Here is a 23,323-nt window from a genome sequence, read left to right on the forward strand (position 1 = left end):
AAGAAATCGAAAGAAACGCAATCACTGGCGGTCGATCACCCGACTTCCTACCGGCCATGGGGCGGATACACCTCGATCATCAAGGGTGAGCGGTTTCAGGCCAAGCGCATTTTCGTCAAGCCCGGCAAGAAGCTTTCGCTGCAAAAGCACCACCACCGCGCCGAACACTGGATTGTGGTGAAGGGCACGGCAGAGGTCACCGTCGATGAAAATGTCACGATGCTGACGGAAAACCAGTCGATCTATATCCCGCTCGGCGCCGTTCACCGGCTTTATAACCCCGGCAAGATCACGCTGGAACTGATCGAGGTCCAGACCGGCTCATATCTCGGCGAAGATGATATCATCCGACTCGTCGATGATTTCGGGCGCGAGTAAAACACACCACCGGTGAAAAGTCAGGCCCGCAATGTCATCGCGTTGCGGGTCTGACTTTTCCATCCACCCAAAATCGACGATTATTCGAAATTAATTCTATATGACCGCATTTTCATCGATTATTCCGCAACAGAAAACAATATTCCAGCGCACCTACTTGACCAGACAGCAGCCTGCACCATAAATTGCATCGCTAAAAGCGGTCAGCCAAGTGCATGCCGCAATTGGCGTTGAAAGAACAATATCTCCCGGTGCGGACAACAAGGGGCAATGGCACATGATTGAAACTCCCTACCTTCTCTTCCTCGGCGATGCGCCGGATCAGCTCGCAGCCAAGGTGGCGCAAGGGATCAAAGACTGGCGCCCCGATTATGCGACTGGTCAGTTCCGGCTGGAAGGCTGCAATGCCGATCTGGGCCTGCCGGATCTGTCTATCGCCGACGCCGTCGAAAAGGGTGTGAAAACGCTGGTCATCGGCGTTGCCAACCGTGGCGGGATCATTTCTCCGGCCTGGAAGAGCGTTCTGATCGAAGCGCTGGAAGCAGGGCTTGATATTGCATCGGGACTTCATAACCTGCTGCGCAATGAGCCGGATCTCGCTGCGAAGGCGAAGGAACTGGGTCGCACGCTGCATGATGTGCGCATCCCCAACGTTCAGTATCCGATTGCCAACGGCAAAAAACGCACAGGAAAACGCATGCTCGCGGTCGGCACGGACTGCTCAGTGGGAAAGATGTACACCGCGCTTTGCGTTGAAAAGGCGCTCAAGGCAAAAAACGCCAAGGCAACCTTCCGCGCCACCGGCCAGACAGGCATCCTGATCACCGGGGATGGTGTGCCGCTTGACGCTGTGATTGCCGACTTCATGGCCGGTTCCATTGAATACCTGACGCCCGACAATGATGCCGACCACTGGGACCTGATCGAAGGTCAGGGCAGCTTGTTCCATGCATCTTATTCCGGCGTGACGATGGCGCTCATTCACGGCGGGCAGCCGGATGCACTCGTGCTCTGCCACGTTCCGAACCGTCCGCATATGCGGGGCCTGCCGGACTACCAGCTTCCAAGCCTTGAGGCTTTACAAGATCTGGCGCTGACAATGGCGCGGATCGTCAATCCTGCCTGCAAGGTTGTTGGCATTTCGGTCAACACCTACGGCATGTCTGATGAAGAGGCGGCCAAATGCTGCAAGGATATCGAGGACCGCATGGGCCTGCCGACGGTTGATCCGTTCCGCCATGGCGCAGACCGTCTTGCGGAGGCATTGCTGGCGCTATGACCGCACTCAGCCTCACCGCAACAGAAGACATCTTTCCCGTCGCCGGCAGTTTCACCATTTCCCGCGGCTCCCGCACGGAAATTCATGTAGTCACGGTGACGCTGTCTGACGGCACGCATACGGGGCGCGGCGAATCCGTACCCTATGCCCGCTACCATGAAACCGTTGATGGTGTTATCGGTGACATTCTGGCGCTCGAAGAAGACCTGAAAGCCGGTCTGGATCGCTTTGGCCTTCAGGACCGTCTGAAGCCGGGTGCCGCGCGCAATGCGCTGGACTGCGCCTTCTGGGATCTGGAAGCCAAACGCGCCGGAAAGCCGGTCTGGCAGCTTGCCGGTCTGAAAGCCCCTGAACCGCTGACAACAGCCTACACGATCTCACTTGGGACACCGGAGAAGATGCAGGCTCAGGCCGGTGAGAATGCACATCGACCGCTCTTGAAGGTCAAGCTTGGCACAGACGATGACCTGGGCCGGATTGAGGCGGTGCGCAAAGGTGCACCGGATGCGACCATCATTGTCGATGCCAATGAAGGCTGGACGCTGGAGGCCTATCAGAAGCTTGCGCCGCAACTCGTGCGCCTCGGTGTGGCTCTGGTTGAGCAGCCACTGCCCGCCAGTGACGACGAGGCTCTGCGGCATATCTACAGGCCGCTGCCGGTCTGCGCCGATGAAAGCTGCCATGACCGCAGATCACTGGAAGCACTCGAAGGCAAATATGACGCAGTCAATATCAAGATCGACAAGACCGGCGGCCTGACGGAAGCCCTGCAGTTAAAGCGCGAGGCTATGGAAGCCGGCTTCAAGATCATGACAGGGTGCATGCTGGGCACATCGCTGGCCATGGCGCCGGCTATGCTGGTGGCAGCCGGAGCGCCGTTCGTGGACCTTGATGGGCCACTGCTGCTGGCAAAGGATCGTGATCACGCCATCCGGTTTGATGGATCCGTCATGCATCCTGCCGAACCGGCACTTTGGGGGTAAAACTTAAAAGCCCCTGATTATGTCGAAAATATAAGATCAACCTGTCACGGTCCGGAACATGCGTTCGGGCCGTTTTTCATAGCAAGCGCAAAACTTAAAAAACAGTTCGCACGGCACACTTGTCAGACTGATATTTTTGAAAAGGGAGGTGGTGCCCCAAGCCGGACTTGAACCAGCGACCTACGCATTACGAATGCGTTGCTCTACCGACTGAGCTATTGGGGCAAAGAAGAATGCAAAGGGCTGTTACAGGCTCGTGACTCTTTTTTCAAGCGCCTTTGCCCGGATATGTTCAAAAAAACAGAAAACCAGTATTTCTCTTCTCCCGCAACGGCCCTGAAGACCGACAGAGCCATCCCGGTGATCGGCCGGCTCAGCCTTTCAGCAAGGAAAGCACCTCAGCGCGTTGTTCAGCGTCAGTCTCATAAAGGCCGCGTGTGACCAGTGTAACCGTCTTCGCGCCATGGGCTTTGATGCCGCGCATCGCCATGCACATATGCTCGGCCTCTACCATGACCATAATGCCTTTTGGCTTAAGTCTGTCTTCAATAGCATCCGCGATCTGGGCTGTCAGACGCTCCTGCAGCTGTGGGCGTCTGGAAACCGCTGAGACGACACGGGCGAGCTTGGACAGACCTGTGAGTCGTCCGCCATCCGGCAGGTATGCGACGTGGACCTTTCCGAAAAAAGGCAGCAGATGATGCTCACACATCGTGTGAAATATGATGTCTCTGACAACGACAACTTCACTGTGACCGTCCTCCTGAAACACCGTCTGCAAATGCTCGCGCGGATCTTCATGAAGGCCGGAAAAAACGTCCTGATACATCCTGGCAACGCGCTTTGGCGTATCGCGCAGGCCTTCCCGCGCCGGATCCTCGCCCAGCGCCACGAGGATGTCGCTGACCGCCCGCATGATCGTTTCGCGCTGCTTCAGCAGATCTTCATCTTCGTGGCTGTTCACACCTGTCGAAAAATCGCCCACGGCTCACCTGTCTTTCATATTTTTGTCTTGCCTGCGTCTACGGCACCTTCACTTGATGCCGGGACGCTACAGCGGATAAGAGACGCTTGATTTAACAATCTTTTGGTTTTCTTCAAGACAAAGAGCGCTGGCCATGAGCTGAAATCGCACAGGCCGCAACAATCAGTCCTGCGCCGATCAGCGTGGTCACAGACGGCACTTCATTGAAGAAGACATAGCCATAAAAGGCAGCCCAGACGAGGCCGGTATAATCGATGATGGCATAAAGCGACGCGGGAATACGACCGAGCCCCGCTATCAGCAGAATAAACCCGACTGCGCCGCAAAGGCCGATCAGACCGATCTGCCATCCGAGTTCAGCGGCAGGCATTTGCCATAGAATAAAAGCCATTGGCGCGGAGAAAACGGCAGCAAATACTGTCTGCATCAGGCTCAGTGCTATGGGGTGATCATGCGCGGAAGATTGTTTCATCGCAATCGCTGTCAAAGCATAAGCCAGTGGCGCCAGAAGCCCGGCAGCAATCGCAAACGGCGAGACCGGTGGTCCTGCCAGCCCGGTTCCGCGCATGAGAACGATCAGCCCCGCCCCAAAGACAGCCAGAACGATCGCGGCTGTCGTTGCGCTGGAAGGGGTTTCCCTGAATACGATCACGCCCAGCACGGCCATGAACACCGGCGCAGTCATCGCCAGCGCGAGAGCCATCAGCAAAGGCATGCCAGCAATGCCGAAGAAGAACAGGCTGGCGGTAATCGCGGCGAGAAATCCGCGCAGCGCGTGGGCCTTCAGATAGCCCGGTCGCGGCCAGCGGCGAACGATGAGACGCAAAAAGACACAGAGAAACAGCGCCGAAACCATGTAGCGCAGAAACACGACCTGAAAACTGGAAAGTTCCGCGCCCAGACTCTTTGCCAGCGCGTCAACGCCTGAAAGCGAAGCCACCGCGCCGATTGCCATGCCGACGCCGGATGTCCTGGTCAACGAAGACATGATCACCTCCTCAACACGCCCCGGCACTCTGCATTCACCGAAAGCGCACCCGGCATCAGAAGCCGGATCGTCAAGCGGTATACAGGTGCAGGAACGTGGTCAAGGCGACTGCCTGTTATATCTGTCCTCAGATCATCCGAAGTCCGGCATCTTCACTTTTTTCGCCCGCCCCTATCGGCTAAGGATACGCCCAGACAAAGCAAAAGCAGGACTTTCCGCCATGGCAAAAATGATTCACTCAATGATCCGCGTTCTTGATGAAGCCCGGTCAACCGATTTTTACAAAACGGTTCTCGGTCTGGAGGTGGTGGACCGGTACCCGTTTGACGGTTTCACTTTGATCTATCTTGCCAATGCAGAAACCGGATTTGAGCTGGAACTGACGGTCAATGAGGGGCAGAACGAAGCCTACGACCTTGGCAATGGCTATGGCCATCTCGCTGTTTCGGTGGATGATGTGGCTTCAGAGCACGCCCGCTTGTCAGCACTCGGCCTGCCGGTCGGCAAACTTGTGACGATGGAGCGTGACGGTTCTGCATTCGCCCGGTTCTTCTTCATCGCCGATCCCGACGGCTATAAAATTGAGGTTCTGGAGCGTTTTGGCCGGTTTCAGTAAGTCTATCTGCCGGCACCCAGCCGCTCGAGCACAAAATCAGCCCGGGTGGCAATGCCGGTTTTGGGGAGCAACACCGGCTGGTAACCCAGGCGCGGATAAAACATCATCAACCGCTCATATTCCGCCTTCGCCTCATCGAAACCATGTTTGCGCTGTGCATCATGTTCATAGATCTCAGGCCATGGCGGCGCCATGAAAACCAGCCGATTGTAACATCTTCCAAGGTTCAGCCCGTCAGCATGAGCCTCACCGGTGATGTGTTCCAGCCCCGCGACAGCATCGACAAGGCCACGATCAAAGAAGACCGGTTCGCGGCAACCATGGAACCGGTCACAGTCTTGACGAGCAACCGAGATGGCACGGCGCAAAAAACCTTCAAGATCAAGCCAGGGCAATACCGATCCGCCGGTTTGCTGTTCCTCTCGCACGATACGGCGGCCGGGCTCTTCAACCGTGTTGAACCCGCGCGCCGAAAGCTCCTCCAGCAAAGTGGATTTCCCGCCGCCGGAGCAGCCGGAAATCACAATGAAGTTTTCCATTCAGGGCTGCCGCCTCAGTCTTCGGTGGTTTTGCAGGTCAGCGGATCATCATCGCTCATCTGATTTTCTAGACTGGCCACATCGCCTTTGACCCACCAGATATAAGGTCCGCCAGCATACCGGGCGCCGGAGCCCGAAATGACATTGGCCGTGACGATAAAGTTCTCAGGCCAATCAAGCACTGCAATCGAAACCTCGTCAGCATTAATGTAACGGGCGGACAATTCAAAATCACCGCAGTCATAAAGCGTACTGATTTCGGTCGCTTCCGTATCATCCGGCAATGCTATTGAGATATCGGCAGCTGACGCTGGTGCGGCAGCCATCAGCAGCGCGGCAACACTGAGGGTGGCGGCAGAGTTTCTGATCGTCATTATCTCATCCCTTTGAAATATGAATGCATTTGTTAACCGGAAACCGGTTTCTTTAGGGGCTGTCTTCACCGATTGACCACTTTCATGAAAACCGGCGGAAAACAGCACAGACGCTTTGATCTTGCTCAAGGCTGCCTCTTCGTCTTAGCCTTAAGTCGTACGGCAACGCCGCAAACGTGAAGACCGCCAATCGGTGTTCGACAATTGACCGGCCTGAAGCGATACCGTCATATGCAACGGTTATCGTGCTCAAACATGACAGGGAATGAACACGTGCCGATTTTGGCAAATCTGAGCGTAAAAGCAAGACACAGGACACGTGCATGCGTTGTTTCTGATGTTCATGACGCTCTCCCTGTTTTTACGACATTCTCAACACGTTCTGTCCGCCGCCACCTTCTCCCGAGGGACCCGGCGGCAGGATACCACCTCACAAGCCACAACTGATGTTCGTTTAAGGAGTTCACACCATGGCCGATAAATTCGATGTCGCGGGTTTCAATAAAAACTTTATCGAACGCGCCGCCCAGAAGCCGGCCATTGCAACCGCTGTTGTTCACCCCTGCAGCCGCGACGCTTTGCTTGGTGCCGTTGAAGCGGCTCATGAAAACCTGATCGTTCCGATCCTCGTCGGTCCGGAAGCCAAGATCAGGGCTGTTGCCGATGAGCACGAAATCGACATTTCCGATTACCAGCTGATCGATACACCCCACAGCCACGCGTCTGCTGCTCAGGCCGTTGCGCTTGCCAGCAAGGGCGAAGCCGAGGCCCTGATGAAGGGCAGCCTGCATACTGACGAATATATGAGCGCGGTTTTGAAGAAGGATGCCGGCCTGCGCACCGCACGCCGCATTTCCCATGTCTTCGCCATGGTCGACCCGGAATATCCCAAGCCCTTCTTCATTACCGATGCGGCGATGAACATCAAACCGGACCTGGCCGCAAAGGCCGATATCGCCCAAAACGCCATTGATCTGATGCGGGCAACATCCGAAACGGAAATCACACCGAAGGTTGCCGTTCTCTCCGCCGTTGAAACCGTCAACCCGTCGATCCAGTCCACCATCGACGCAGCCTGCCTGTCGAAAATGGCAGATCGTGGCCAGATCACCAACGCTATCGTCGACGGCCCGCTGGCTTTCGACAACGCCATCAGCCTGGAAGCGGCCAAAATCAAAGGCATCACCTCCTCCGTTTCCGGTGATGCAGACATCCTGCTGACCCCTGATCTGGAATCCGGAAACATGCTGGCAAAGCAGCTGGTTCTGCTCGGTGGCGCAACCTCTTCCGGCATCATCCTCGGTGCCCGCATTCCTGTTATTTTGACCTCGCGCGCCGATGGCCCTGCCTCGCGCATCGGATCCTGCGCAATTGCAGCTCTGATGGCTGACGCCCGCCGCAATGGCCGTTACGCCGCCATCTGATCGCCGAAAATAAGAAACCCTCAGGCCGCTGCCTTGCTTTTCATGCGAGGCGGCGGCTTTCTTTTGGCTGAAGACTTGAAACCCGGCATCAGAGGCGTATAACCGCCGCCCCTCTGAAATTTCCTCAAAAGGCAGACGAAAGGACGGCGTCATGACCGCTCTTGGGCTCGACTTCGGCACCACAAACACTGTGATCGCACTGCCTGACGGCAAGGATCACCAGACCCGCTCCATCCGGTTTGAAAGCCGCGCAGGGGTCACTGACACCATGCGCACCTGCCTTTCGTTCATGAAGGACGGGAAGGCATCTGTTGGCGTGCCTCTGGTAACCGAGGCCGGCGCTGCCGCCATTCGCACGCTGATCGACAATCCCGGTGAATGCCGGTTCCTGCAGTCGATCAAGACTTATGCTGCCAGCCCGCTTTTCAAGGAAACCGCAGTTCTTGGCCGTCGCCATTCGTTCTCGGATCTCATGGCCGTTTTTCTGCAAAAGTTGATTGATTATGCCGGTGATGAGTGGCCTTCAAATGTAAAGCGCCTCGTTGCTGGCCGCCCTGTTCGCTTTGCCGGCATCGGCGCAGACGAAGCTCTGGCGCTGGAACGCTACAACGAAGCACTTGCCCGGTTTGGCTTTCCTGAAATCCGGTTTGTTCTGGAACCGGTAGCCGCCGCATGGTATTTCGCCGAACGACTGACGCAGGATGCCAATGTTCTGGTGGCCGATTTCGGCGGCGGCACGACCGACTATTCAATTATCCGTTTTTCAAGAAGCGCCGGAAAACTTTCCGCCGAGCCATTGTCGCATTCCGGTGTCGGGGTTGCAGGCGATATGTTCGATTACCGTATCATCGACAACGTCGTCAGCCCGCAGATCGGCAAGGGAACGCAGTATAAAAGCTTTGGCAAAAGGCTGGATGTTCCATCAAACTATTATGCCAGCTTCGGGCGCTGGAGCCAGCTTTCGATTTTCAAGACAACACGGGATTTCGCGGACCTGAAAAGCCTGTTGCGCGATGCCGTTGAGCCGGAAAAACTTGAACTCTTCATCGACCTTATCGAACATGACGAAGGCTACCCGCTCTATGAAGCTGTATCGGCCACCAAACGCGCACTTTCGGACGGCGAAGAGGCCGAATTTTATTTCTCGCCGCTCGGTAAAGACAGCCATCGTACCGTTCGCCGGGCGGACTTTGAAGGCTGGATTTCCGGGGAACTGAACCAGATGGAAGAAGCGCTGGATGAAGCGATCACGGGTGCGGGTCTTCAGCCGGGAGAAATCGACAAGGTCTTCCTGACAGGCGGCACGTCCTTTGTGCCGGCAGTGCGCAAAATCTTCGAAAACCGTTTTGATGCAAGCCGGATCGAAAGCGGCGGTGAACTTCTGTCGATTGCTCACGGTCTGGCACAGATCGGTCGTTAGAACGTTTTCGGGCGCAACGCTCAAAATATATTTCAAAAACCGATTCTACCATCACCCTGTCAATCTCTACTTTCATGCCACTACCAAGGATGGCTGGAACTTCTGATGTGCCTTAAGTCCAGTCCATCAAAAAGGAGGCATGAATGAAAACGTTGTCCGCCTTACTTCCATGCGTCAAGCGCCGACAACCGGAAGCGCCGCAGCCTGAAAGGCATCAACTGGCCGACCGACGACCTCAGGCAAAGAGAAGTCAAACAACAGCACCGCGCGACGGAAGCCTTTCAGATGTGCTGGCGAAGCAACCAGACAAGCCGGCAAGACCGTTCACAATCATACCAAAACCACTCCAAAAACCCGCTGCGGCGAACCAGATTTTTGCGCTGCAGAAATCAGGCATGGATTACCGCCTGGTCGAAAGTGAGAACGGCAAACCTCTGGACAACCCCGAGCCCCACGGCGATTACGTATTTGCAATCAAAGCTTCCGATCCGAAGACCGTGCTTGTCGGCAAACATGTTCTTCCCGGAGCCACACCACAACCACACGACAATTTGGCTGTGGAGGGACATTCATCCATCACCCACGGCGAGAATGCTCTCTATGCAGGCACTGCATGGTTTAACAAGGGAATACTCAAAAGCTGGTCGAATGACAGCGGCCACTACAGACCGAATGCGCATGCACGCCACAGTGCCCTGACGAGCGACAACAGACAACTTCTTCCAGAAAGCAAGTTCATCCGTCACAAACATCAGGACGGATAAAACAAAAGGCTTGTCAGGGTGTACCCCCGGCAAGCCTTATGCCAACGATCACGATTAGCGCACCCTTGGACTTTGCGCTTGCGAGAAAAGGGGACTAACGACCGGCGGCCATCTTTGCCTGCTTGGCAGCAAGGCGCGCACGAATGCTGTCGACACCGGCGCGCGGCGTTGCCTTGAACAGCGTCTGCGTATATTCATGCTGCGGATCGGTGAACACCTGATCGCGCGTGCCGCGCTCCACGACCTCGCCGAAATACATCACCATGATCTCGTCGCAGATGTAGCGAACCACCGAAAGATCGTGACTGACGAAAATATAGGTCAGGTTGAACTCATCCTGCAGGTCAGCCAGGAGATTCAGGATCTGCGCCTGCACAGAAAGATCAAGCGCGGACACCGGCTCATCAAGCACCAGCAGACTCGGATTGAGGATCAGCGCGCGGGCAATGGCGATGCGCTGGCGCTGGCCGCCTGAAAACATATGCGGGTAACGGTCGAAATGCTCCGACCCGAGGCCGACCTTTTTCAGCAGATCCTGCGCCTTTTCGCGCCGGTCCGCTGCCGAAAGATCGGTGTTGAGCAGCAGCGGCTCCATCAGCACGTCACCAACCTTCTGGCGCGGATTGAGCGAGCCATAGGGGTTCTGAAAGACAATCTGCACCTTGCGGCGCATTTCCGGTGTCGGTTTTGACTTTGCAATATTGACCGTATGCCCACCAAGCTTCAGTTCGCCATCGGTCTGGGCATCAATCATCGTGATGATGCGCGCCAGCGTGGACTTACCACAGCCGGACTCCCCCACAAGTGCCAGCGTCTTACCGCGTTCAACGGAAAAATCGACGCCCTTCAGGGCGCGAACGGTGCGTGCCTTGTTGAACATGCCACCTGGAACAACATAGTCACGGACGATGTTCTTGCCTTCAGCAACGATATCGCTCATGCCTGATCTCCCGTGTAATCAGTTGCATAATCAATGGTCGGCAAACGGTCGCCGGTCGCATTTTCCGGCAACGCGGAAAGCAGCGCTTTTGTGTAGGCGTGTTTCGGGTTTTCAAACAGCGAAAGCACGTCGGACTCTTCCATTTTCCGGCCCTGAAACTGCACGATCACCCGATCGGCAGTCTCGGCGACAACGCCCATATCATGGGTAATCATGATCAGCGCCATGCCAGTTTCAGCCTGAAGGCGGCCCAGAAGTTCCAGAATCTGCTTCTGGATCGTCACATCCAGCGCGGTCGTCGGCTCATCAGCAATCAGCAGCTTTGGCGAGCAGGCCATGGCAATCGCGATCATGATGCGCTGGCACTGACCGCCGGACATCTGATGCGGATAGGCCTTCAGCCGGTCCTCAGGGTTTGGAAGGCCGACAGCTTCCAGCAGTTCGACGGCGCGCTTGTGACGTGCCTTCTTGTCGAGGTCGGTATGCTGCTTCAGGACTTCATCGATCTGGAACCCAGACGTAAAGCACGGATTGAGGCTGGCAATCGGCTCCTGAAAGATCATCGAAATATCCTTGCCGATGATCCTGCGGCGTTCCTTGGGGCCAAGATTGGAAATATCCTTACCCTCAAAAACGATCCGATCAGCCGTCACTTTGGCCGTTGGCGGCAAAAGCCCCATCACGGCGAGCATGGCAACGGACTTGCCCGAGCCACTTTCACCGACGATAGCCAGAACCTCGCCTTTATCAACCGTGTACGAGGCATTGTGCAGAACCGTCGTTTCGCCACCGGCGGTGGGAAAGCTGACGGAAAGATTTTTTACATCCAGTAGCGGCATGGTCTTAACTCCGCTTCAGCTTGGGATCGAGCGCATCACGCAGGCCATCGCCCACGAGATTGATCGCCAGAACCGTGATCAGGATGGCAAGACCGGGAAAGGTGACAACCCACCAGGCACGCAGGATAAATTCGCGCGCCTCGGCCAGCATTGTTCCCCATTCCGGTGTCGGTGGCTGTGCGCCCATACCAAGAAAGCCAAGGGCTGCCGCTTCCAGAATAGCATTCGAGAATGACAGCGTCGCCTGAACGATGAGCGGTGCAAGGCAGTTCGGCAGAATGGTCTTGAACATCAGCCGGAGATTACGGGCACCGGCGACACGGGCAGACACCACATATTCACGCTTGGCTTCCGCCATCACGGCTGCGCGGGTCAGGCGGGCAAAGTGAGGCTGCAGCACCAGCGCAATCGCAATCATGGCATTGAACAGGCCGGGGCCCAGAACGGCCACCAGGACCAGTGCCAGAAGCAACGGCGGAAAGGCCAGGATCACATCCATGACGCGCATGATCGCGACGTCGACCCAGCCCCGGAAGAAACCGGCAATCAGCCCAAGCGTGATGCCAAGAAGAAGCGCAATTGAAACGACGATCATGCCGATGGCCAGCGAATACCGCGAACCGTAAATCAGGCGCGAAAGAATATCGCGACCGACCGCATCGGTTCCCAGCGGAAATTCCAGCGTTCCGCCATCCTGCCAGAATGGCGGTGTCAGGAACATGTCGCGATACTGCTGATCAGGATTATGCGGAGCGATCCAGGGCGCAAAGAGGGCGACAAGAACCAGCAGGATGATGATGGCAAGCCCGACGACGGCACCACGGTTCTGGCTGAAATAATGCCAGAATTCCGAGAGCATCTGCAGGCGGACATTTTTGGAACGGGCCATCTGGCCCAGCGTGTTGTCTGACATGGCTGAGCTCCTACTGGTGACGGATTCTGGGGTTGATCAGACCATAAAGCAGGTCAACAACCAGATTAACGATCATAACAAGGCCCGCAATCAGAACGAGACCGCCCTGCACCACCGGATAGTCGCGCCGCGAAATGGAATCGATCATCCATTTGCCGATACCCGGCCAGGAAAAGATCGTCTCGGTCAGAATGGCACCGGCCATCAGCATACCGATTTGCAGGCCGATCGTGGTGATCACTGGGATCATCGCATTTCTGAGCGCGTGAACACCGATAACCCGCTTTGTCGAAAGGCCTTTTGCGCGAGCTGTGCGAACATAGTCTTCACCCAGCACCTCCAGCATAGCCGAGCGCGTCTGTCGCGCGATCACCGCCAGCGGGATGGTCGCGAGCACGATCGAAGGCAATATGAGGTGCGAGATCGCGGAAGCGAAAGCCCCCTTCTCACCGGAAAGCAAGGAATCGATGGTCATGAAGCCGGTGACTGACGGGAAATAGTAAAGCAGCGAAATCCGGCCCGATACGGGCGTCCAGCCCAGAATGCCGGAGAACAGGATGATCAGCAGCAGGCCCCACCAGAAGATCGGCATGGAGTAACCGGTGAGCGCAATGCCCATCGTCGCCTGATCGAAGATAGAGCCGCGCTTGACGGCGGACAAAATGCCGGCGGGAATGCCAACGGCAACCGCGATAATCATGGCGCAAATGGCCAGCTCTGCAGTTGCCGGGAACAGGTTCAGAAACTCCTGGAACACCGGTTGTTTGGTCGAAATCGATATCCCGAAATCACCATGAAGCAGCCCCCAGACATAATCCAGATACTGGACAACAATCGGACGGTCATAGCCGAACTGGTGGAGAAGCTGCTGGTAACGATCAGCCTCCATGCCGCGTTCACCGGCCAAAAGCAGGACCGGGTCGCCGGGCAGAACACGCACAAAACCGAAGGCAACGATCGTGATGCCAATGAAAGTCGGGATAATCAGCAGTAGCTTGCTGAGCAGAAATTTAAGCATAACGCACTTTAAGCCTTGATTGCGAAGGGGCCGGTTTCCGCCGGCCCCAAAGCTTGAACGTTTATTCTTATTCGCTGATGGTTACGTCATCGAAACGGTGGTAACCGAGCGGGTCCATGACAAAGCCTTCAACCGAAGTCGACATCGGCATGAAGACCTTGGAATGGGCAATCGTGTTCCACGGCGCCTGTTCCTTGAAGATTACCTGAGCCTGCTTGTAAAGCTCGGTACGCTCTTCGGTGTCAGACGTGACCTTCGCCTTCTGGATCAGGTCTTCAAACGGCTGGTAGCACCACTGCGCGCGGTTGGAACCGCCGACTGCATCACAACCGAGCAGAACGGCAAGGAAGTTGTCCGGGTCGCCGTTATCACCGGTCCAGCCGAGGAGGACAGCACCATCGCGATCTTCTGCCGAAGAACGTGCCAGATACTCGCCCCACTCATAGGAAACGATTTCTGCATCAACACCGACTTCAGCCAGATCGGCCTGCATCAGCTCAGCCATACGCCGTGCATTCGGGTTATAAGGACGCTGAACCGGCATAGCCCAGATCTTCATGGAAAGATCGGTCACACCTTCTTCTTCCAGCATGGCCTTAGCGGTGTCCGGATCGTAAGGATCGTCCTGAACTTCGTCGTTATAGGACCACATTGTTGGCGGGATCGGGTTCTTTGCGACCTCGCCAGCACCCTGGAAAACGGATTCCAGAATGGCCTGCTTGTCGACGGCCATATTCAACGCCTTGCGAACCTTGGGGTTGTCGAAGGGAGCAACCTTGGTGTTGTAGGCGAGATAGCCGACGTTCAGACCTTCTTTTTCCATGACCTTGAGGTCATCATTATCTTCCAGTGCGGAAATATCAGCCGGTGAAGGATACGGCATGATCTGGCATTCGCCGGCTTCCAGCTTCTGGCGGCGAACGGCAGCGTCCGTCGTGATTGCGAAGATCAGATTATCGAGATCCTGCTTGCCCTTGAAGTAATCCGGGTTGGCCTTGTAGCGGATCACAGCATCCTGCTGATAGGCAACGAAGGTGAACGGTCCCGTGCCGACAGGCTTCTGGTTCAGCTGCTCCATGTTGCCCGCAGCTTCCAGCTGATCAGCGTATTCCTTCGACATGATTGAAGCGAAATCCATCGCAAGGTTCGCGATCATCGGCGCTTCCGGACGGTTGAGAACAAATTTCACCGTCATGTCGTCGACCTTCTCAATATTCTTGATCAGGTCCGGCATCGACATGCCGTTAAAGTATTCCCAGGAAATGCCCGGCGCATACTGGTACCAAGGGCTCGATTCATCCATCTGGCGGTTGAACGAGAAAATCACGTCATCCGCATTCATGTCACGGGTCGGCGTGAAATAATCGGTGGTCTGGAATTTTACGCCAGGACGAAGATGGAAGGTGTATTCCAGGCCGTCATCGGAAACATCCCAGCTTTCAGCAAGGCCGGGTTCGACTTCGGTGGAGCCGTGCTTGAACTCAACGAGACGATTATAAATGGCGCGCGATGACGCATCAAAGGTCGTGCCTGATGTGTACGGGGCCGGATCAAAGCCTTCCGGCGATCCTTCCGAGCAGTAAACCAGCGTTTTTGCGCTGGCGGCACCACCAAGCGCAATAAAGAAGCTCGTAGCCAGAGCCAAAGCTTTCCAATTCTTCATCATTTTCCCCTTAGTTGAAATAGAACCGGTCCCAATAAAATCGTCGCACGGACCGTGCTTTTCACTCCCGGCAAAACATAATCCATACAGAACGTCTAAAATCTTGCCGAAATCGACTGGGAAGCGGTCAGCATGCCTTTCACAGCACGCGGCCTCCCCCCGTGCGGCATGCACCCAACCGCATTGCCACACTTGCGGCGAGATTATCGTTTTTTTTTGACCACGCAATCAAAAACAGGGTTGCGACCAGTCAGGAGGACATCACCGCATCTCTCACGCACTGACATTTGACAAGCCGTTCCGTATTTCAGAAAATTTGCTTCCCCTCGACGCAATTCCATTGCGCGATTTACGTCAAAACTTTCAGAATATTACTTTCCACAGTCGCACACTTTTGATCGCTGACGTAAAGGAGAACGTGCATTGAACCCGTTTGAAAGGAAAATCTGATGGATCAGGCGTCACACATCGCTGAAATCATAAACGCCTACGACGCCCGTTTCAAAACGCACTATGGTGCTTTCATTGACCCGAGAAAGGACATGGCTGCGCGGAATTCGTTTCCCGTTCATATCACCGCCTCGCTGTTCCCGATTTCACATGACAGACGACAATGCCTTCTGATCCATCATAAAACATTGAACAAGTGGATCCAGCCCGGCGGCCACGTAGACCCTGGTGAAACCATTGTCGAAGCGGCAATGCGGGAATGCCTTGAAGAAACCGGCTTTGCCATCCGGCTTCCGCAGACCGCCGACCCTATTAGCATCGACCTGCACCGAATTCCGGAAAACGCACGCAAGCAGGAACCGGAACATTATCATCTCGATATCCGGTATATCGGCATTACAGATGACATGCCCGCCGCCAACAAGAAGGAGGTGCATGACGCCAGATGGTTTGACCTCGCTGAACTCGACAGAATCGATGAGCGGATTCGCCCGCGCCTCACCGCTCCAAATCAAAGCTGATGGATGGCATTGGCGCCGTCTTGAATTCCATGCTACCGCCAGATCAGATGAATATTCACCCAATCGACCGATGATTGCTCTTTTTCCATGTCCGATACGCTTGCCCATGCCGAACTGATTGCCGTTTTGGCGGCCGTGACGGATGAAACGCCCCGCATTATGACCGTGCGCGCTGGCGCTGCCCTGCCATCGGGCCCGTTTGAAAGCGTGCATCGCAGCCTTCAGGCCGGTCTACGTGCGTGGATCGAAAGCCAGACCGGCCATCCCGTTGGCTATCTGGAGCAGCTTTACACCTTCGCAGACAAGGATCGCGGTTTCGACGACCATGCCAGCGAGCACCGCACGATATCGATCAGCTATCTTGGCCTGGTGCGTGAGGAAGCCCCGCCCGGAGGACAAAAGCCGCTCTGGAAAGACTGGTACACCTATTTTCCATGGGAAGACCTGCGGCAGGGCCGGACGGAAATTCTCGACAATGTCACAGACATGCTGACCCAATGGGCGATGAGCGATCGTCCCGGCCGCGAACTGCGCCGCCACCGCGTCGATTTTGCGTTCGGATTGAATAACATGCGCTGGAACGAAGATATGGTGCTGCAGCGCTATGAACTGATGTTCGAAGCGGGATTGATCCCCGAAGCAGGGTCAACACCAGCGTTCTGGTTTGGCCGGCCTATGGCGGCCGACCACCGCCGGATCCTGGCAACCGGCATCGCCCGCCTTCGCGCAAAACTGAAATACAGACCCGTTGCCTTTGAGCTGATGCCGGAAAGCTTCACGCTGCTGCAACTGCAAAAAACAGTTGAGGCATTGGCCGGGCTTCGCCTCCACAAGCCGAACTTCCGCCGTCAGGTGGACCAGCAACAACTCATCGAGGAAACCGGCGAAATGTCCGGTGAAAGCGGCGGGCGCCCGGCCAAACTGTTCCGCTACCGCAGGGCCATTGTTGAAGAACGCGCACTTTCCGGTTCAAGACTCCCGACCAGCCGCGATTGACATAAACTCACCACGAGCATAACAATATTATCTCAAATATACTCAAAAAGAGTATAAAAGGAGGTGACAAATGAACGCTCCCGTGAGCACCGAGGCGCTTTATGAGCGCGTGGCACACATCATGCCAAGAGCCGAGTGGCTGAGCTTTTCAGACGATATCGAGGCCATTCTCACGCTCAAGAAAGAACGCAATGCGGTCATTCTGGCGCACAACTATCAGACACCGGAGATTTTCCACGGTGTTGCAGATATTGTCGGCGATAGTCTGGCGCTGGCGCGCGAGGCCATGACGGTAGACGCCGATATTATCGTGCTGGCGGGCGTGCACTTCATGGCGGAAACCGCCAAGCTGCTCAACCCTGAAAAGACAGTCCTGATCCCCGACATGGGCGCGGGCTGTTCGCTGGCGGATTCCATTACACCAGAAGACATTGCGCTTCTGCGAAAGGCCAATCCCGGTGTTCCGGTGATCACCTATGTCAACACATCCGCCGCCATCAAAGCCGCCTCGGATATCTGCTGCACGTCCGGTAATGCGAAGCGCGTCGTGGAATCTCTGGGCGTTCAGAAAGTCCTGATGATACCGGATGAGTATCTTGCCCGGAATATCGCCCGTGAAACCGATGTCGAAATACTGACCTGGAAAGGCCATTGCGAGGTTCACGAGCTGTTCACCGCAGATGACGTGCGCGAACTGCGCGAGGCCCATCCGGGCGTAACCATTCTGGCCCATCCCGAATGCCCGCCGGATGTGGTAGACGCAGCAGATTTTTCAGGTTCGACCGCCGTGATGTCGAACTATGTCGGCGACCACAAGCCGGGCAAGGTTGTGCTTCTGACGGAATGCTCAATGAGCGACAACGTTGCGGTTCAACACCCGGATGTCAGCTTTGTGCGCCCGTGCAATCTCTGTCCGCATATGAAACGGATTACACTGGGCAACATCCGCCAGGCGCTTGCGGAAAACCGCCACGAAGTGACCGTCGATCCGGCCATTGCCGCCGATGCGCGCCGTGCCGTTGAACGGATGCTGACGATATGACCGGCAATCCGGTGGCCATTGTCGGCTCGGGCATTGCAGGCCTGACTGCAGCTCTGGCACTGGCGCCGCTGAAGGTGGTGCTGATCACCAGAGCCGCCATCGGCAAGGAAACTTCAAGCGCCTGGGCACAAGGAGGCATCGCCGCAGCCCTTGGCAGGGATGACAGCCATGCGCAGCATCTTGCCGATACGCTTTCTGCCGGTGACGGTCACTGTACGCCCGAGGCTGCATCCCGGATACTTCAAGGCACCGCAGAGGCGATTGCCTTTCTTGAAAACCATGGCATTCGTTTCGATCGTGATAACGAGGGAGAACTTGTCTTTGGGCTTGAGGCTGCCCATAGCCGCCGCCGTATTCTTCATGCCGCTGGCGACGGTTCAGGCGCTGCGATTATCGCTGCTCTGGCTGAAGCGGTCAGGAAAACGCCGTCAATCACCATCCTTTCTGAAACAGAAGCCAGGCGCATTCTTCTGACCGACGATCAGGTTTCCGGCCTGCTTTGCGTGAGAAACGGACGTACCTTTTCCCTTCAGACCTCGCGCGTCATACTGGCCACAGGTGGGATCGGCGGACTTTACGAGGCCTCGACCAATCCGTCTGGCAATTTCGGACAAGGCATCATGCTGGCCGCCCGTGCCGGGGCTGAGCTATGCGATATGGAATTCGTTCAGTTTCACCCGACCGCGCTCGCCACGAACCGCCGCCCGCTGCCGCTCATCAGTGAAGCGGTGCGCGGCGAAGGCGCAATCCTTGTCAATGACAGGGCCGAGCGTTTTGTCAAAGACATCAAAGGCGCAGAGCTTGCGCCGCGTGATGTTGTCGCCCGCGCCATTGCGGCTCAGATCATGACCGGACGCCGGGTTTATCTCGACGCAAGAAAGGCGTTGGGGTCGCGCTTCGCCTCCCGTTTCCCGACAATTTCAGATATCTGCAAGTCTGCCGGTATCGACCCGGCCCGGAACCTGATTCCGGTCCGCCCTGCTGAGCACTACCATATGGGCGGGATCGCAACAGATACGGCAGGCCGAACGTCACTTCCGGGTCTCTGGGCTGTTGGCGAATGTGCTGCAACAGGTCTGCATGGCGCAAACCGCCTCGCCAGCAACTCACTTCTCGAAGGCGCTGTTATGGGTCTGGCCGCTGCACGATATATCAAATCCCGCCCCGAACCACTGGCACGCCCCATGCCGGAAATTACCAAGACCCCGCCACCACCGAAACCGGATGCGATACGCTCAATAGCCGAACGCCATCTGAACATTTTGCGGGATGGCCCTTCACTCAAGGCGGCCATAAACGCACTTCTGCCTTTCGCTGAAGCAGATGCAACAGCCGCCGATCCAGCCATTATTGCCTTGGCCATCGCTGTTTTTGCCCATGAACGGCGCGAATCCCGCGGCGCTCATATGCGCACGGATTTTCCACTGAAAACGGCCCGGTCGGTACAAAGCCGAATGGATCTTTCAACCATTCTGGAAACGGCCCGGACTATTTCCGCATCACACCCTATCGCCCGGAGTGCCTGACATGCAGCTTGCCCCTTTGCCCCGCCTCCTCATCGAGCCAGCCGTTCGCCGCGCGCTGGAAGAAGACCTTGGCCTTGCCGGAGATATCACAGCAAATGCTGTCATCCCCGATGATCACCGTTCAACGGTCGTCATGGCATCACGTAAGGATGGCGTAATTGCAGGGCTGGATGCCGCCGCACTCGCGTTTCAGCTGATCGATCCGCAAATCGTCATCTCCCGGCACGTCCAAGATGGCCAGCCTGTTGGCGCGGGCTCTGTCATCGCCACAATCACCGGACCATCGCGTTCAATTCTGACAGGCGAACGTACTGCGCTGAATTTTCTTGGTCACCTCTCAGGTATTGCCAGCGTGACGGGCGCAATCGCCGCCGCGATTGCAAGCACAAACGCCAGCATCGTCTGCACCCGCAAGACAACGCCGGGCCTGAGGGCGCTTGAGAAATATGCGGTGAAGGCTGGCGGCGGCGGCAATCACCGTTTTTCACTGGCCGATGCCGTGCTGATCAAAGACAATCACATCGCCATTGCAGGCGGCGACATCACCACCGCCATCAGACGTGCGAAAGAAAATGCGGGACATATGGTCAAAATCGAAGTGGAGGTGGATACGCTGGAACAGCTGCAGGTCGCGATGAACGAAGGCGTCGATGCTGTACTGCTCGATAACATGACACCCGACATGCTGACAAAAGCGGTAGCGATTGTCGCCGGGCGCGCCGTCACAGAGGCTTCAGGCGGCATAACACCTGAAACCGCAGCACGCATTGCAGACACCGGCGTTGACCTCATTTCAGTCGGCTGGCTCACCCATTCAGCACCGGTGCTCGATATCGGTCTCGATTATCAGGCCCATCTATCATGATCAAAGAGTGATCTGTTTGCGACTTCAGCACGTTTAATCTCCTGAAGAGGGCAAAGGCGAAACTGCCGTGTCCCGAGAGGCGAGGAAAACGACATGTTTGGCAGAACACTCACTTTCAGCATTTTCTCAGCCATCGCTTTTCCGGCGCTGGCCGGAGCATCGGACATCACCGGGCTCTGGGCGCGCGGTGATGGAAAAGCTCGGGTCCAGGTGGAAAAATGCGGCGATGACTTCTGCGCCACCAATGTCTGGGTTAAGCCCGGCACACCGCGCGAACGCGTCGGTGACAAGCTTGTCATGGATGTTCAGCCGATTTCCGCAAACCGGCTGGAAGGCAAGGCAAAAGATGTCCGTCGCGACCTGACCTATAATATGGAAATCACTGTCAATGGTGATGCGATGCAGACAAAGGGCTGCCTCCTCGGCCAGATTATCTGCAAGTCAGCGAACTGGACCAGTCTGCAATAGACGCGCCGCGAAACAAGGCTGCCGCTTGCTTTAGAGACCGTAATACCAGGGTGCGAGAAGCGAAAAAACCACTGTGATCAGAATAATCAGTGGTGTGCCAGCGCGCAGGAAATCACTGAAGCTGTAATGCCCCGGCCCCATCACCATCAGATTGGTCTGATAGGCAATTGGCGTAGCGAAGGAGCAGTTGGCAGCATAGATGACCGTTGCCGCGAATGCTTCAGGCGGCGCACCGATCTGCCGCGCCATATCAAGCGCAATCGGAATGAAAAGAGCGGCGGCCGCATTATTTGAGAGCATGTTCGTCAGGGCTGCCACACCGACAAACAGAAGCGCCATGGCAACCGGCGCCGAGTTGGACCCGGCCAGATGAACGATCCCCTGCGCGATCAGCTGAGCGCCTCCGGTTGCCTCCAGCGCGGTAGACATGGCTATTGACGCGCCGACCAGCAGGAAAATCTGTCGATCAAAGGCGCGTGCGGCCTGCTGAAATGTCAGGCACCCGAATGCGATCATCAGCAGCGCACCAGTGACGGAGTTGACCGCAATCGGCGAAATCCCCGTTGCGGAGAGAATGACAATCGCGGCAAAAATCACAGATGCAATCAGCGCTTTGTCACGCGGCGGCACACTTTCGGCCGAATGCTCAAGGAGCAGTATGTCATGGTTCCCGCGCATCGCCATGATGTCGTCTTCACTGCCGCCGATCAGCAATGTATCACCGGCTTCCAGCCTTAACTGTGACAGTGGTGTACGCGCCATCCGGCTTTTGCGCCGGACACCGAAAATAGTAATGCCAAAACGTTGCTGGATGCCACTGTATCGGATCGAGCGCCCCTCGAACAACGAGCCTGGTGCAATCACAGCTTCTGCAAGATGATAATGCGGGCCGACCTTCTGTTCCTGCACAGGCACAGAGCCATCCGGCGGGGCCGAAAGATCGACCTCCCCCTTGGCCACCATATCCATGAAAGCCTTGCGGGTACCGGTCAGCTGTAGCCTGTCGCCCGGAGAAAGTTCGACGTCATCATCATAGGGCGGCAGCAACGTTCGACCATTGCGGATCAAAGCATGCAATGAAAGCGGCGACAACTTTGGGAAGAAGCCGGATCTGGCATAGTCACCAGCCAGACGACTATCCGGCAGAATGACGATCTCGCCGAGGAATTGGGTTCCGGAGCTGCGGAAGCTCTCCGCCTGCTCGCCGTCTTTGCCGCTCAGGATCCGTGGCAGGATCAAAAGGACATAAAGATATCCGACCGCCGCCAATATCACCCCCATTCCAGTGATATCGAAAAAGCCGATCTCGACGCCCTGCTCACCAGCCATTCCCGCTGCAATCATATTGGTGGAAGAGCCGACCATCGTTGTCATACCGCCGAGAATGGTGATGAAGGACAGCGGCATGAAGATTTTGAACGGCGACAGGCTGAACCGTGCAGCCAGTGACGTCAGCACCGGGATGAAGATCACAACCACAGGCGTATTATTCAAAAAGGCAGAGGTGACACCGGCCACCACCAGCAAGACCGCGATCGAAAGCGCCGGATTTCCTCCATAAAAACGGCCAATGCGGTTTGTCAGCCCCTCCAGCGCATCCGTGGCGAAAAGCCCTTTGCCGACAATGAGGAGTGAAAGCACCGTTACAAGCGCTGGCGAAGAAAAGCCGGAGAGCAAAGACGTAACAGAAAGCGCGTCCCCGCCGCTCATCTGATAGGGAAACGTTCCGAACACCACCAGAATAAGGCTGAGTGAGGCCAGCGACACTGCCTCGATGGGAAACCTGTCCGAAGCGTAGACGATGATCGTGCCAACGATGATCACCAGCGTTGAAACAAGATGGAAGTAATCCATAAAACCAGTGGCCCCGTCGGCTTTCCCCTAACGCCACACTCAGTCACTTGTGACCAGCAGGCTTTCACGACTTAACGACCTGCACGTTGTGTTGTCAATTTCGGCGAAGTTAAAGCAGCATCGAAATCAGTAAGCTTGTATCTGACGAAGGCCTGGCCGGGGTAAAGGACAGCGTGACGACAGGCAGACAGCTGCCTTTTCCTTCCGGAACAGAGGTGTTATGATCAAAAAAGGCATTTCACCAAGCGACATAATATTGGCCGGGTGATTGTGAGATTACCGTTTCCAAAACAGCAGTTTAACGATGGGCAAGGTAAACTCTGGCTGGTACAGAATTGGTAAAATTCAATTTCAACTCAAAAATCCAAATTATAATGGCGTATTTTTGCCTATTTTCATTTTTAGAGGCAGTTTCACGAGCAAATATGCAATCGGCATCCGTCAAAAGAAAACGTAGTATCGTATGACATCAATCTGT

General features: G+C 55.9%; 23 protein-coding genes and 1 tRNA gene. 13 read left to right on the forward strand and 11 right to left on the reverse strand.

Going from position 1 to position 23,323, the window contains the following annotated elements; all coding sequences use genetic code 11:
• The 3 genes from EDC90_RS06425 to dgcA all read left to right on the forward strand — a co-directional run.
• Positions 1 to 378, forward strand: a 378-nt coding sequence (locus EDC90_RS06425) for a cupin domain-containing protein (protein ID WP_132309682.1), incomplete at its 5' end; no start/stop codon positions are given.
• A gap of 277 nt (positions 379 to 655) precedes the next feature.
• Positions 656 to 1,657 carry an N-acetyltransferase DgcN gene (dgcN, locus tag EDC90_RS06430; protein ID WP_132309684.1) on the forward strand — a complete coding sequence of 334 codons (1,002 nt, stop codon included), beginning with the start codon at positions 656 to 658 and terminating at the stop codon, positions 1,655 to 1,657.
• Positions 1,654 to 2,640 (forward strand): N-acetyl-D-Glu racemase DgcA, encoded by a 987-nt coding sequence (dgcA, locus tag EDC90_RS06435; protein ID WP_132309686.1) that lies wholly within the window; start codon positions 1,654 to 1,656, stop codon positions 2,638 to 2,640. The genes dgcN and dgcA overlap by 4 nt, the downstream gene beginning before the upstream one ends.
• A gap of 149 nt (positions 2,641 to 2,789) precedes the next feature.
• Here the strand turns inward: dgcA and EDC90_RS06440 are convergent.
• From EDC90_RS06440 to EDC90_RS06450, 3 genes are all read right to left on the reverse strand, one after another.
• Positions 2,790 to 2,865: transfer RNA gene (locus EDC90_RS06440), tRNA-Thr, on the reverse strand.
• 148 nt (positions 2,866 to 3,013) lie between these two features.
• Complete coding sequence (gene folE / locus EDC90_RS06445) at positions 3,014 to 3,625, reverse strand: GTP cyclohydrolase I FolE (RefSeq protein ID WP_245510964.1); 612 nt, start codon at positions 3,623 to 3,625, stop codon at positions 3,014 to 3,016.
• Between the two features lie 112 nt (positions 3,626 to 3,737).
• Positions 3,738 to 4,613 (reverse strand): DMT family transporter, encoded by an 876-nt coding sequence (locus EDC90_RS06450; RefSeq protein WP_132309688.1) that lies wholly within the window; start codon positions 4,611 to 4,613, stop codon positions 3,738 to 3,740.
• Positions 4,614 to 4,833: 220 nt separating this feature from the next.
• Between EDC90_RS06450 and EDC90_RS06455 the strand changes: the two genes are divergently transcribed.
• Complete coding sequence (locus tag EDC90_RS06455; RefSeq protein WP_132309690.1) at positions 4,834 to 5,229, forward strand: VOC family protein; 396 nt, start codon at positions 4,834 to 4,836, stop codon at positions 5,227 to 5,229.
• 2 nt (positions 5,230 to 5,231) lie between these two features.
• On the opposite strand, the gene EDC90_RS06460 is transcribed toward EDC90_RS06455, so the two are convergent.
• Entirely contained in the window at positions 5,232 to 5,768 is a 537-nt protein-coding gene (locus tag EDC90_RS06460) for an AAA family ATPase (protein ID WP_132309692.1), read from the reverse strand.
• A 14-nt stretch (positions 5,769 to 5,782) separates the two neighbouring features.
• Positions 5,783 to 6,142, reverse strand: coding sequence for an MliC family protein (locus EDC90_RS06465; protein WP_132309694.1), 360 nt, complete (start codon positions 6,140 to 6,142; stop codon positions 5,783 to 5,785).
• Between the two features lie 470 nt (positions 6,143 to 6,612).
• Between EDC90_RS06465 and EDC90_RS06470 the strand changes: the two genes are divergently transcribed.
• The 3 genes from EDC90_RS06470 to EDC90_RS06480 all read left to right on the forward strand — a co-directional run bounded on the left by EDC90_RS06470 (position 6,613) and on the right by EDC90_RS06480 (position 9,750).
• Positions 6,613 to 7,566 (forward strand): bifunctional enoyl-CoA hydratase/phosphate acetyltransferase, encoded by a 954-nt coding sequence (locus EDC90_RS06470; protein WP_132309696.1) that lies wholly within the window; start codon positions 6,613 to 6,615, stop codon positions 7,564 to 7,566.
• Positions 7,567 to 7,717: 151 nt separating this feature from the next.
• On the forward strand, positions 7,718 to 8,986 hold the full coding sequence (locus EDC90_RS06475) for an Hsp70 family protein (protein WP_132309698.1): 1,269 nt from the start codon (positions 7,718 to 7,720) through the stop codon (positions 8,984 to 8,986).
• A 143-nt stretch (positions 8,987 to 9,129) separates the two neighbouring features.
• On the forward strand, positions 9,130 to 9,750 hold the full coding sequence (locus EDC90_RS06480; RefSeq protein ID WP_132309700.1) for a hypothetical protein: 621 nt from the start codon (positions 9,130 to 9,132) through the stop codon (positions 9,748 to 9,750).
• Positions 9,751 to 9,844: 94 nt separating this feature from the next.
• Here the strand turns inward: EDC90_RS06480 and EDC90_RS06485 are convergent, their stop codons facing one another.
• From EDC90_RS06485 to EDC90_RS06505, 5 genes are all read right to left on the reverse strand, one after another.
• A complete protein-coding gene (locus EDC90_RS06485) occupies positions 9,845 to 10,690 on the reverse strand; it encodes a dipeptide ABC transporter ATP-binding protein (RefSeq protein WP_132309702.1) in 846 nt (281 codons plus the stop codon).
• Positions 10,687 to 11,529 (reverse strand): ABC transporter ATP-binding protein, encoded by an 843-nt coding sequence (locus tag EDC90_RS06490; protein WP_132309704.1) that lies wholly within the window; start codon positions 11,527 to 11,529, stop codon positions 10,687 to 10,689. The genes EDC90_RS06485 and EDC90_RS06490 overlap by 4 nt, the downstream gene beginning before the upstream one ends.
• 4 nt (positions 11,530 to 11,533) lie before the next feature.
• On the reverse strand, positions 11,534 to 12,442 hold the full coding sequence (locus tag EDC90_RS06495; RefSeq protein WP_132309706.1) for an ABC transporter permease subunit: 909 nt from the start codon (positions 12,440 to 12,442) through the stop codon (positions 11,534 to 11,536).
• 10 nt (positions 12,443 to 12,452) lie between these two features.
• Positions 12,453 to 13,460, reverse strand: coding sequence for an ABC transporter permease subunit (locus EDC90_RS06500; protein ID WP_132309708.1), 1,008 nt, complete (start codon positions 13,458 to 13,460; stop codon positions 12,453 to 12,455).
• A gap of 67 nt (positions 13,461 to 13,527) precedes the next feature.
• Positions 13,528 to 15,123: an ABC transporter substrate-binding protein gene (locus tag EDC90_RS06505; RefSeq protein ID WP_132309710.1), complete on the reverse strand. Its 1,596-nt coding sequence runs from the start codon at positions 15,121 to 15,123 to the stop codon at positions 13,528 to 13,530.
• A 449-nt stretch (positions 15,124 to 15,572) separates the two neighbouring features.
• Between EDC90_RS06505 and EDC90_RS06510 the strand changes: the two genes are divergently transcribed.
• The 6 genes from EDC90_RS06510 to EDC90_RS06535 all read left to right on the forward strand — a co-directional run bounded on the left by EDC90_RS06510 (position 15,573) and on the right by EDC90_RS06535 (position 20,991).
• Complete coding sequence (locus tag EDC90_RS06510; RefSeq protein ID WP_132309712.1) at positions 15,573 to 16,094, forward strand: NUDIX hydrolase; 522 nt, start codon at positions 15,573 to 15,575, stop codon at positions 16,092 to 16,094.
• A gap of 87 nt (positions 16,095 to 16,181) precedes the next feature.
• Positions 16,182 to 17,090, forward strand: a complete 909-nt coding sequence (locus EDC90_RS06515) for an NUDIX hydrolase (RefSeq protein WP_132309714.1) — start codon at positions 16,182 to 16,184, stop codon at positions 17,088 to 17,090.
• A 70-nt stretch (positions 17,091 to 17,160) separates the two neighbouring features.
• Positions 17,161 to 18,132, forward strand: a complete 972-nt coding sequence (gene nadA / locus EDC90_RS06520) for a quinolinate synthase NadA (RefSeq protein WP_132309716.1) — start codon at positions 17,161 to 17,163, stop codon at positions 18,130 to 18,132.
• On the forward strand, positions 18,129 to 19,658 hold the full coding sequence (locus EDC90_RS06525) for an L-aspartate oxidase (RefSeq protein ID WP_132309718.1): 1,530 nt from the start codon (positions 18,129 to 18,131) through the stop codon (positions 19,656 to 19,658). The genes nadA and EDC90_RS06525 overlap by 4 nt, the downstream gene beginning before the upstream one ends.
• A 1-nt stretch (position 19,659) precedes the next feature.
• A complete protein-coding gene (nadC, locus tag EDC90_RS06530; RefSeq protein ID WP_132309720.1) occupies positions 19,660 to 20,523 on the forward strand; it encodes a carboxylating nicotinate-nucleotide diphosphorylase in 864 nt (287 codons plus the stop codon).
• Between the two features lie 93 nt (positions 20,524 to 20,616).
• A complete protein-coding gene (locus EDC90_RS06535; RefSeq protein ID WP_132309722.1) occupies positions 20,617 to 20,991 on the forward strand; it encodes a DUF2147 domain-containing protein in 375 nt (124 codons plus the stop codon).
• Between the two features lie 30 nt (positions 20,992 to 21,021).
• On the opposite strand, the gene EDC90_RS06540 is transcribed toward EDC90_RS06535, so the two are convergent.
• A complete protein-coding gene (locus tag EDC90_RS06540) occupies positions 21,022 to 22,845 on the reverse strand; it encodes an SLC13 family permease (protein WP_132309724.1) in 1,824 nt (607 codons plus the stop codon).
• Positions 22,846 to 23,323 lie beyond the last annotated feature (478 nt).

It is taken from the genome of Martelella mediterranea (assembly GCF_004342225.1).
In the GTDB taxonomy this organism is placed as follows: Bacteria; Pseudomonadota; Alphaproteobacteria; order Rhizobiales; family Rhizobiaceae; genus Martelella; species Martelella mediterranea_B.

Coding starts and splice junctions, on each gene's coding strand:
- EDC90_RS06450 (WP_132309688.1), bottom strand. CDS start 4,613: ATGTCTTCGTTGACCAGGACATCCGGCGTCGGCATGGCAATCGGCGCG.
- EDC90_RS06495 (WP_132309706.1), bottom strand. CDS start 12,442: ATGTCAGACAACACGCTGGGCCAGATGGCCCGTTCCAAAAATGTCCGC.
- EDC90_RS06460 (WP_132309692.1), bottom strand. CDS start 5,768: ATGGAAAACTTCATTGTGATTTCCGGCTGCTCCGGCGGCGGGAAATCC.
- nadA (WP_132309716.1), top strand. CDS start 17,161: ATGAACGCTCCCGTGAGCACCGAGGCGCTTTATGAGCGCGTGGCACAC.
- EDC90_RS06515 (WP_132309714.1), top strand. CDS start 16,182: ATGTCCGATACGCTTGCCCATGCCGAACTGATTGCCGTTTTGGCGGCC.
- EDC90_RS06470 (WP_132309696.1), top strand. CDS start 6,613: ATGGCCGATAAATTCGATGTCGCGGGTTTCAATAAAAACTTTATCGAA.
- EDC90_RS06505 (WP_132309710.1), bottom strand. CDS start 15,123: ATGAAGAATTGGAAAGCTTTGGCTCTGGCTACGAGCTTCTTTATTGCG.
- EDC90_RS06455 (WP_132309690.1), top strand. CDS start 4,834: ATGGCAAAAATGATTCACTCAATGATCCGCGTTCTTGATGAAGCCCGG.
- EDC90_RS06525 (WP_132309718.1), top strand. CDS start 18,129: ATGACCGGCAATCCGGTGGCCATTGTCGGCTCGGGCATTGCAGGCCTG.
- EDC90_RS06480 (WP_132309700.1), top strand. CDS start 9,130: ATGAAAACGTTGTCCGCCTTACTTCCATGCGTCAAGCGCCGACAACCG.
- EDC90_RS06500 (WP_132309708.1), bottom strand. CDS start 13,460: ATGCTTAAATTTCTGCTCAGCAAGCTACTGCTGATTATCCCGACTTTC.
- EDC90_RS06540 (WP_132309724.1), bottom strand. CDS start 22,845: ATGGATTACTTCCATCTTGTTTCAACGCTGGTGATCATCGTTGGCACG.
- dgcA (WP_132309686.1), top strand. CDS start 1,654: ATGACCGCACTCAGCCTCACCGCAACAGAAGACATCTTTCCCGTCGCC.
- EDC90_RS06490 (WP_132309704.1), bottom strand. CDS start 11,529: ATGCCGCTACTGGATGTAAAAAATCTTTCCGTCAGCTTTCCCACCGCC.
- EDC90_RS06535 (WP_132309722.1), top strand. CDS start 20,617: ATGTTTGGCAGAACACTCACTTTCAGCATTTTCTCAGCCATCGCTTTT.
- EDC90_RS06475 (WP_132309698.1), top strand. CDS start 7,718: ATGACCGCTCTTGGGCTCGACTTCGGCACCACAAACACTGTGATCGCA.
- EDC90_RS06485 (WP_132309702.1), bottom strand. CDS start 10,690: ATGAGCGATATCGTTGCTGAAGGCAAGAACATCGTCCGTGACTATGTT.
- EDC90_RS06465 (WP_132309694.1), bottom strand. CDS start 6,142: ATGACGATCAGAAACTCTGCCGCCACCCTCAGTGTTGCCGCGCTGCTG.
- EDC90_RS06510 (WP_132309712.1), top strand. CDS start 15,573: ATGGATCAGGCGTCACACATCGCTGAAATCATAAACGCCTACGACGCC.
- dgcN (WP_132309684.1), top strand. CDS start 656: ATGATTGAAACTCCCTACCTTCTCTTCCTCGGCGATGCGCCGGATCAG.
- nadC (WP_132309720.1), top strand. CDS start 19,660: ATGCAGCTTGCCCCTTTGCCCCGCCTCCTCATCGAGCCAGCCGTTCGC.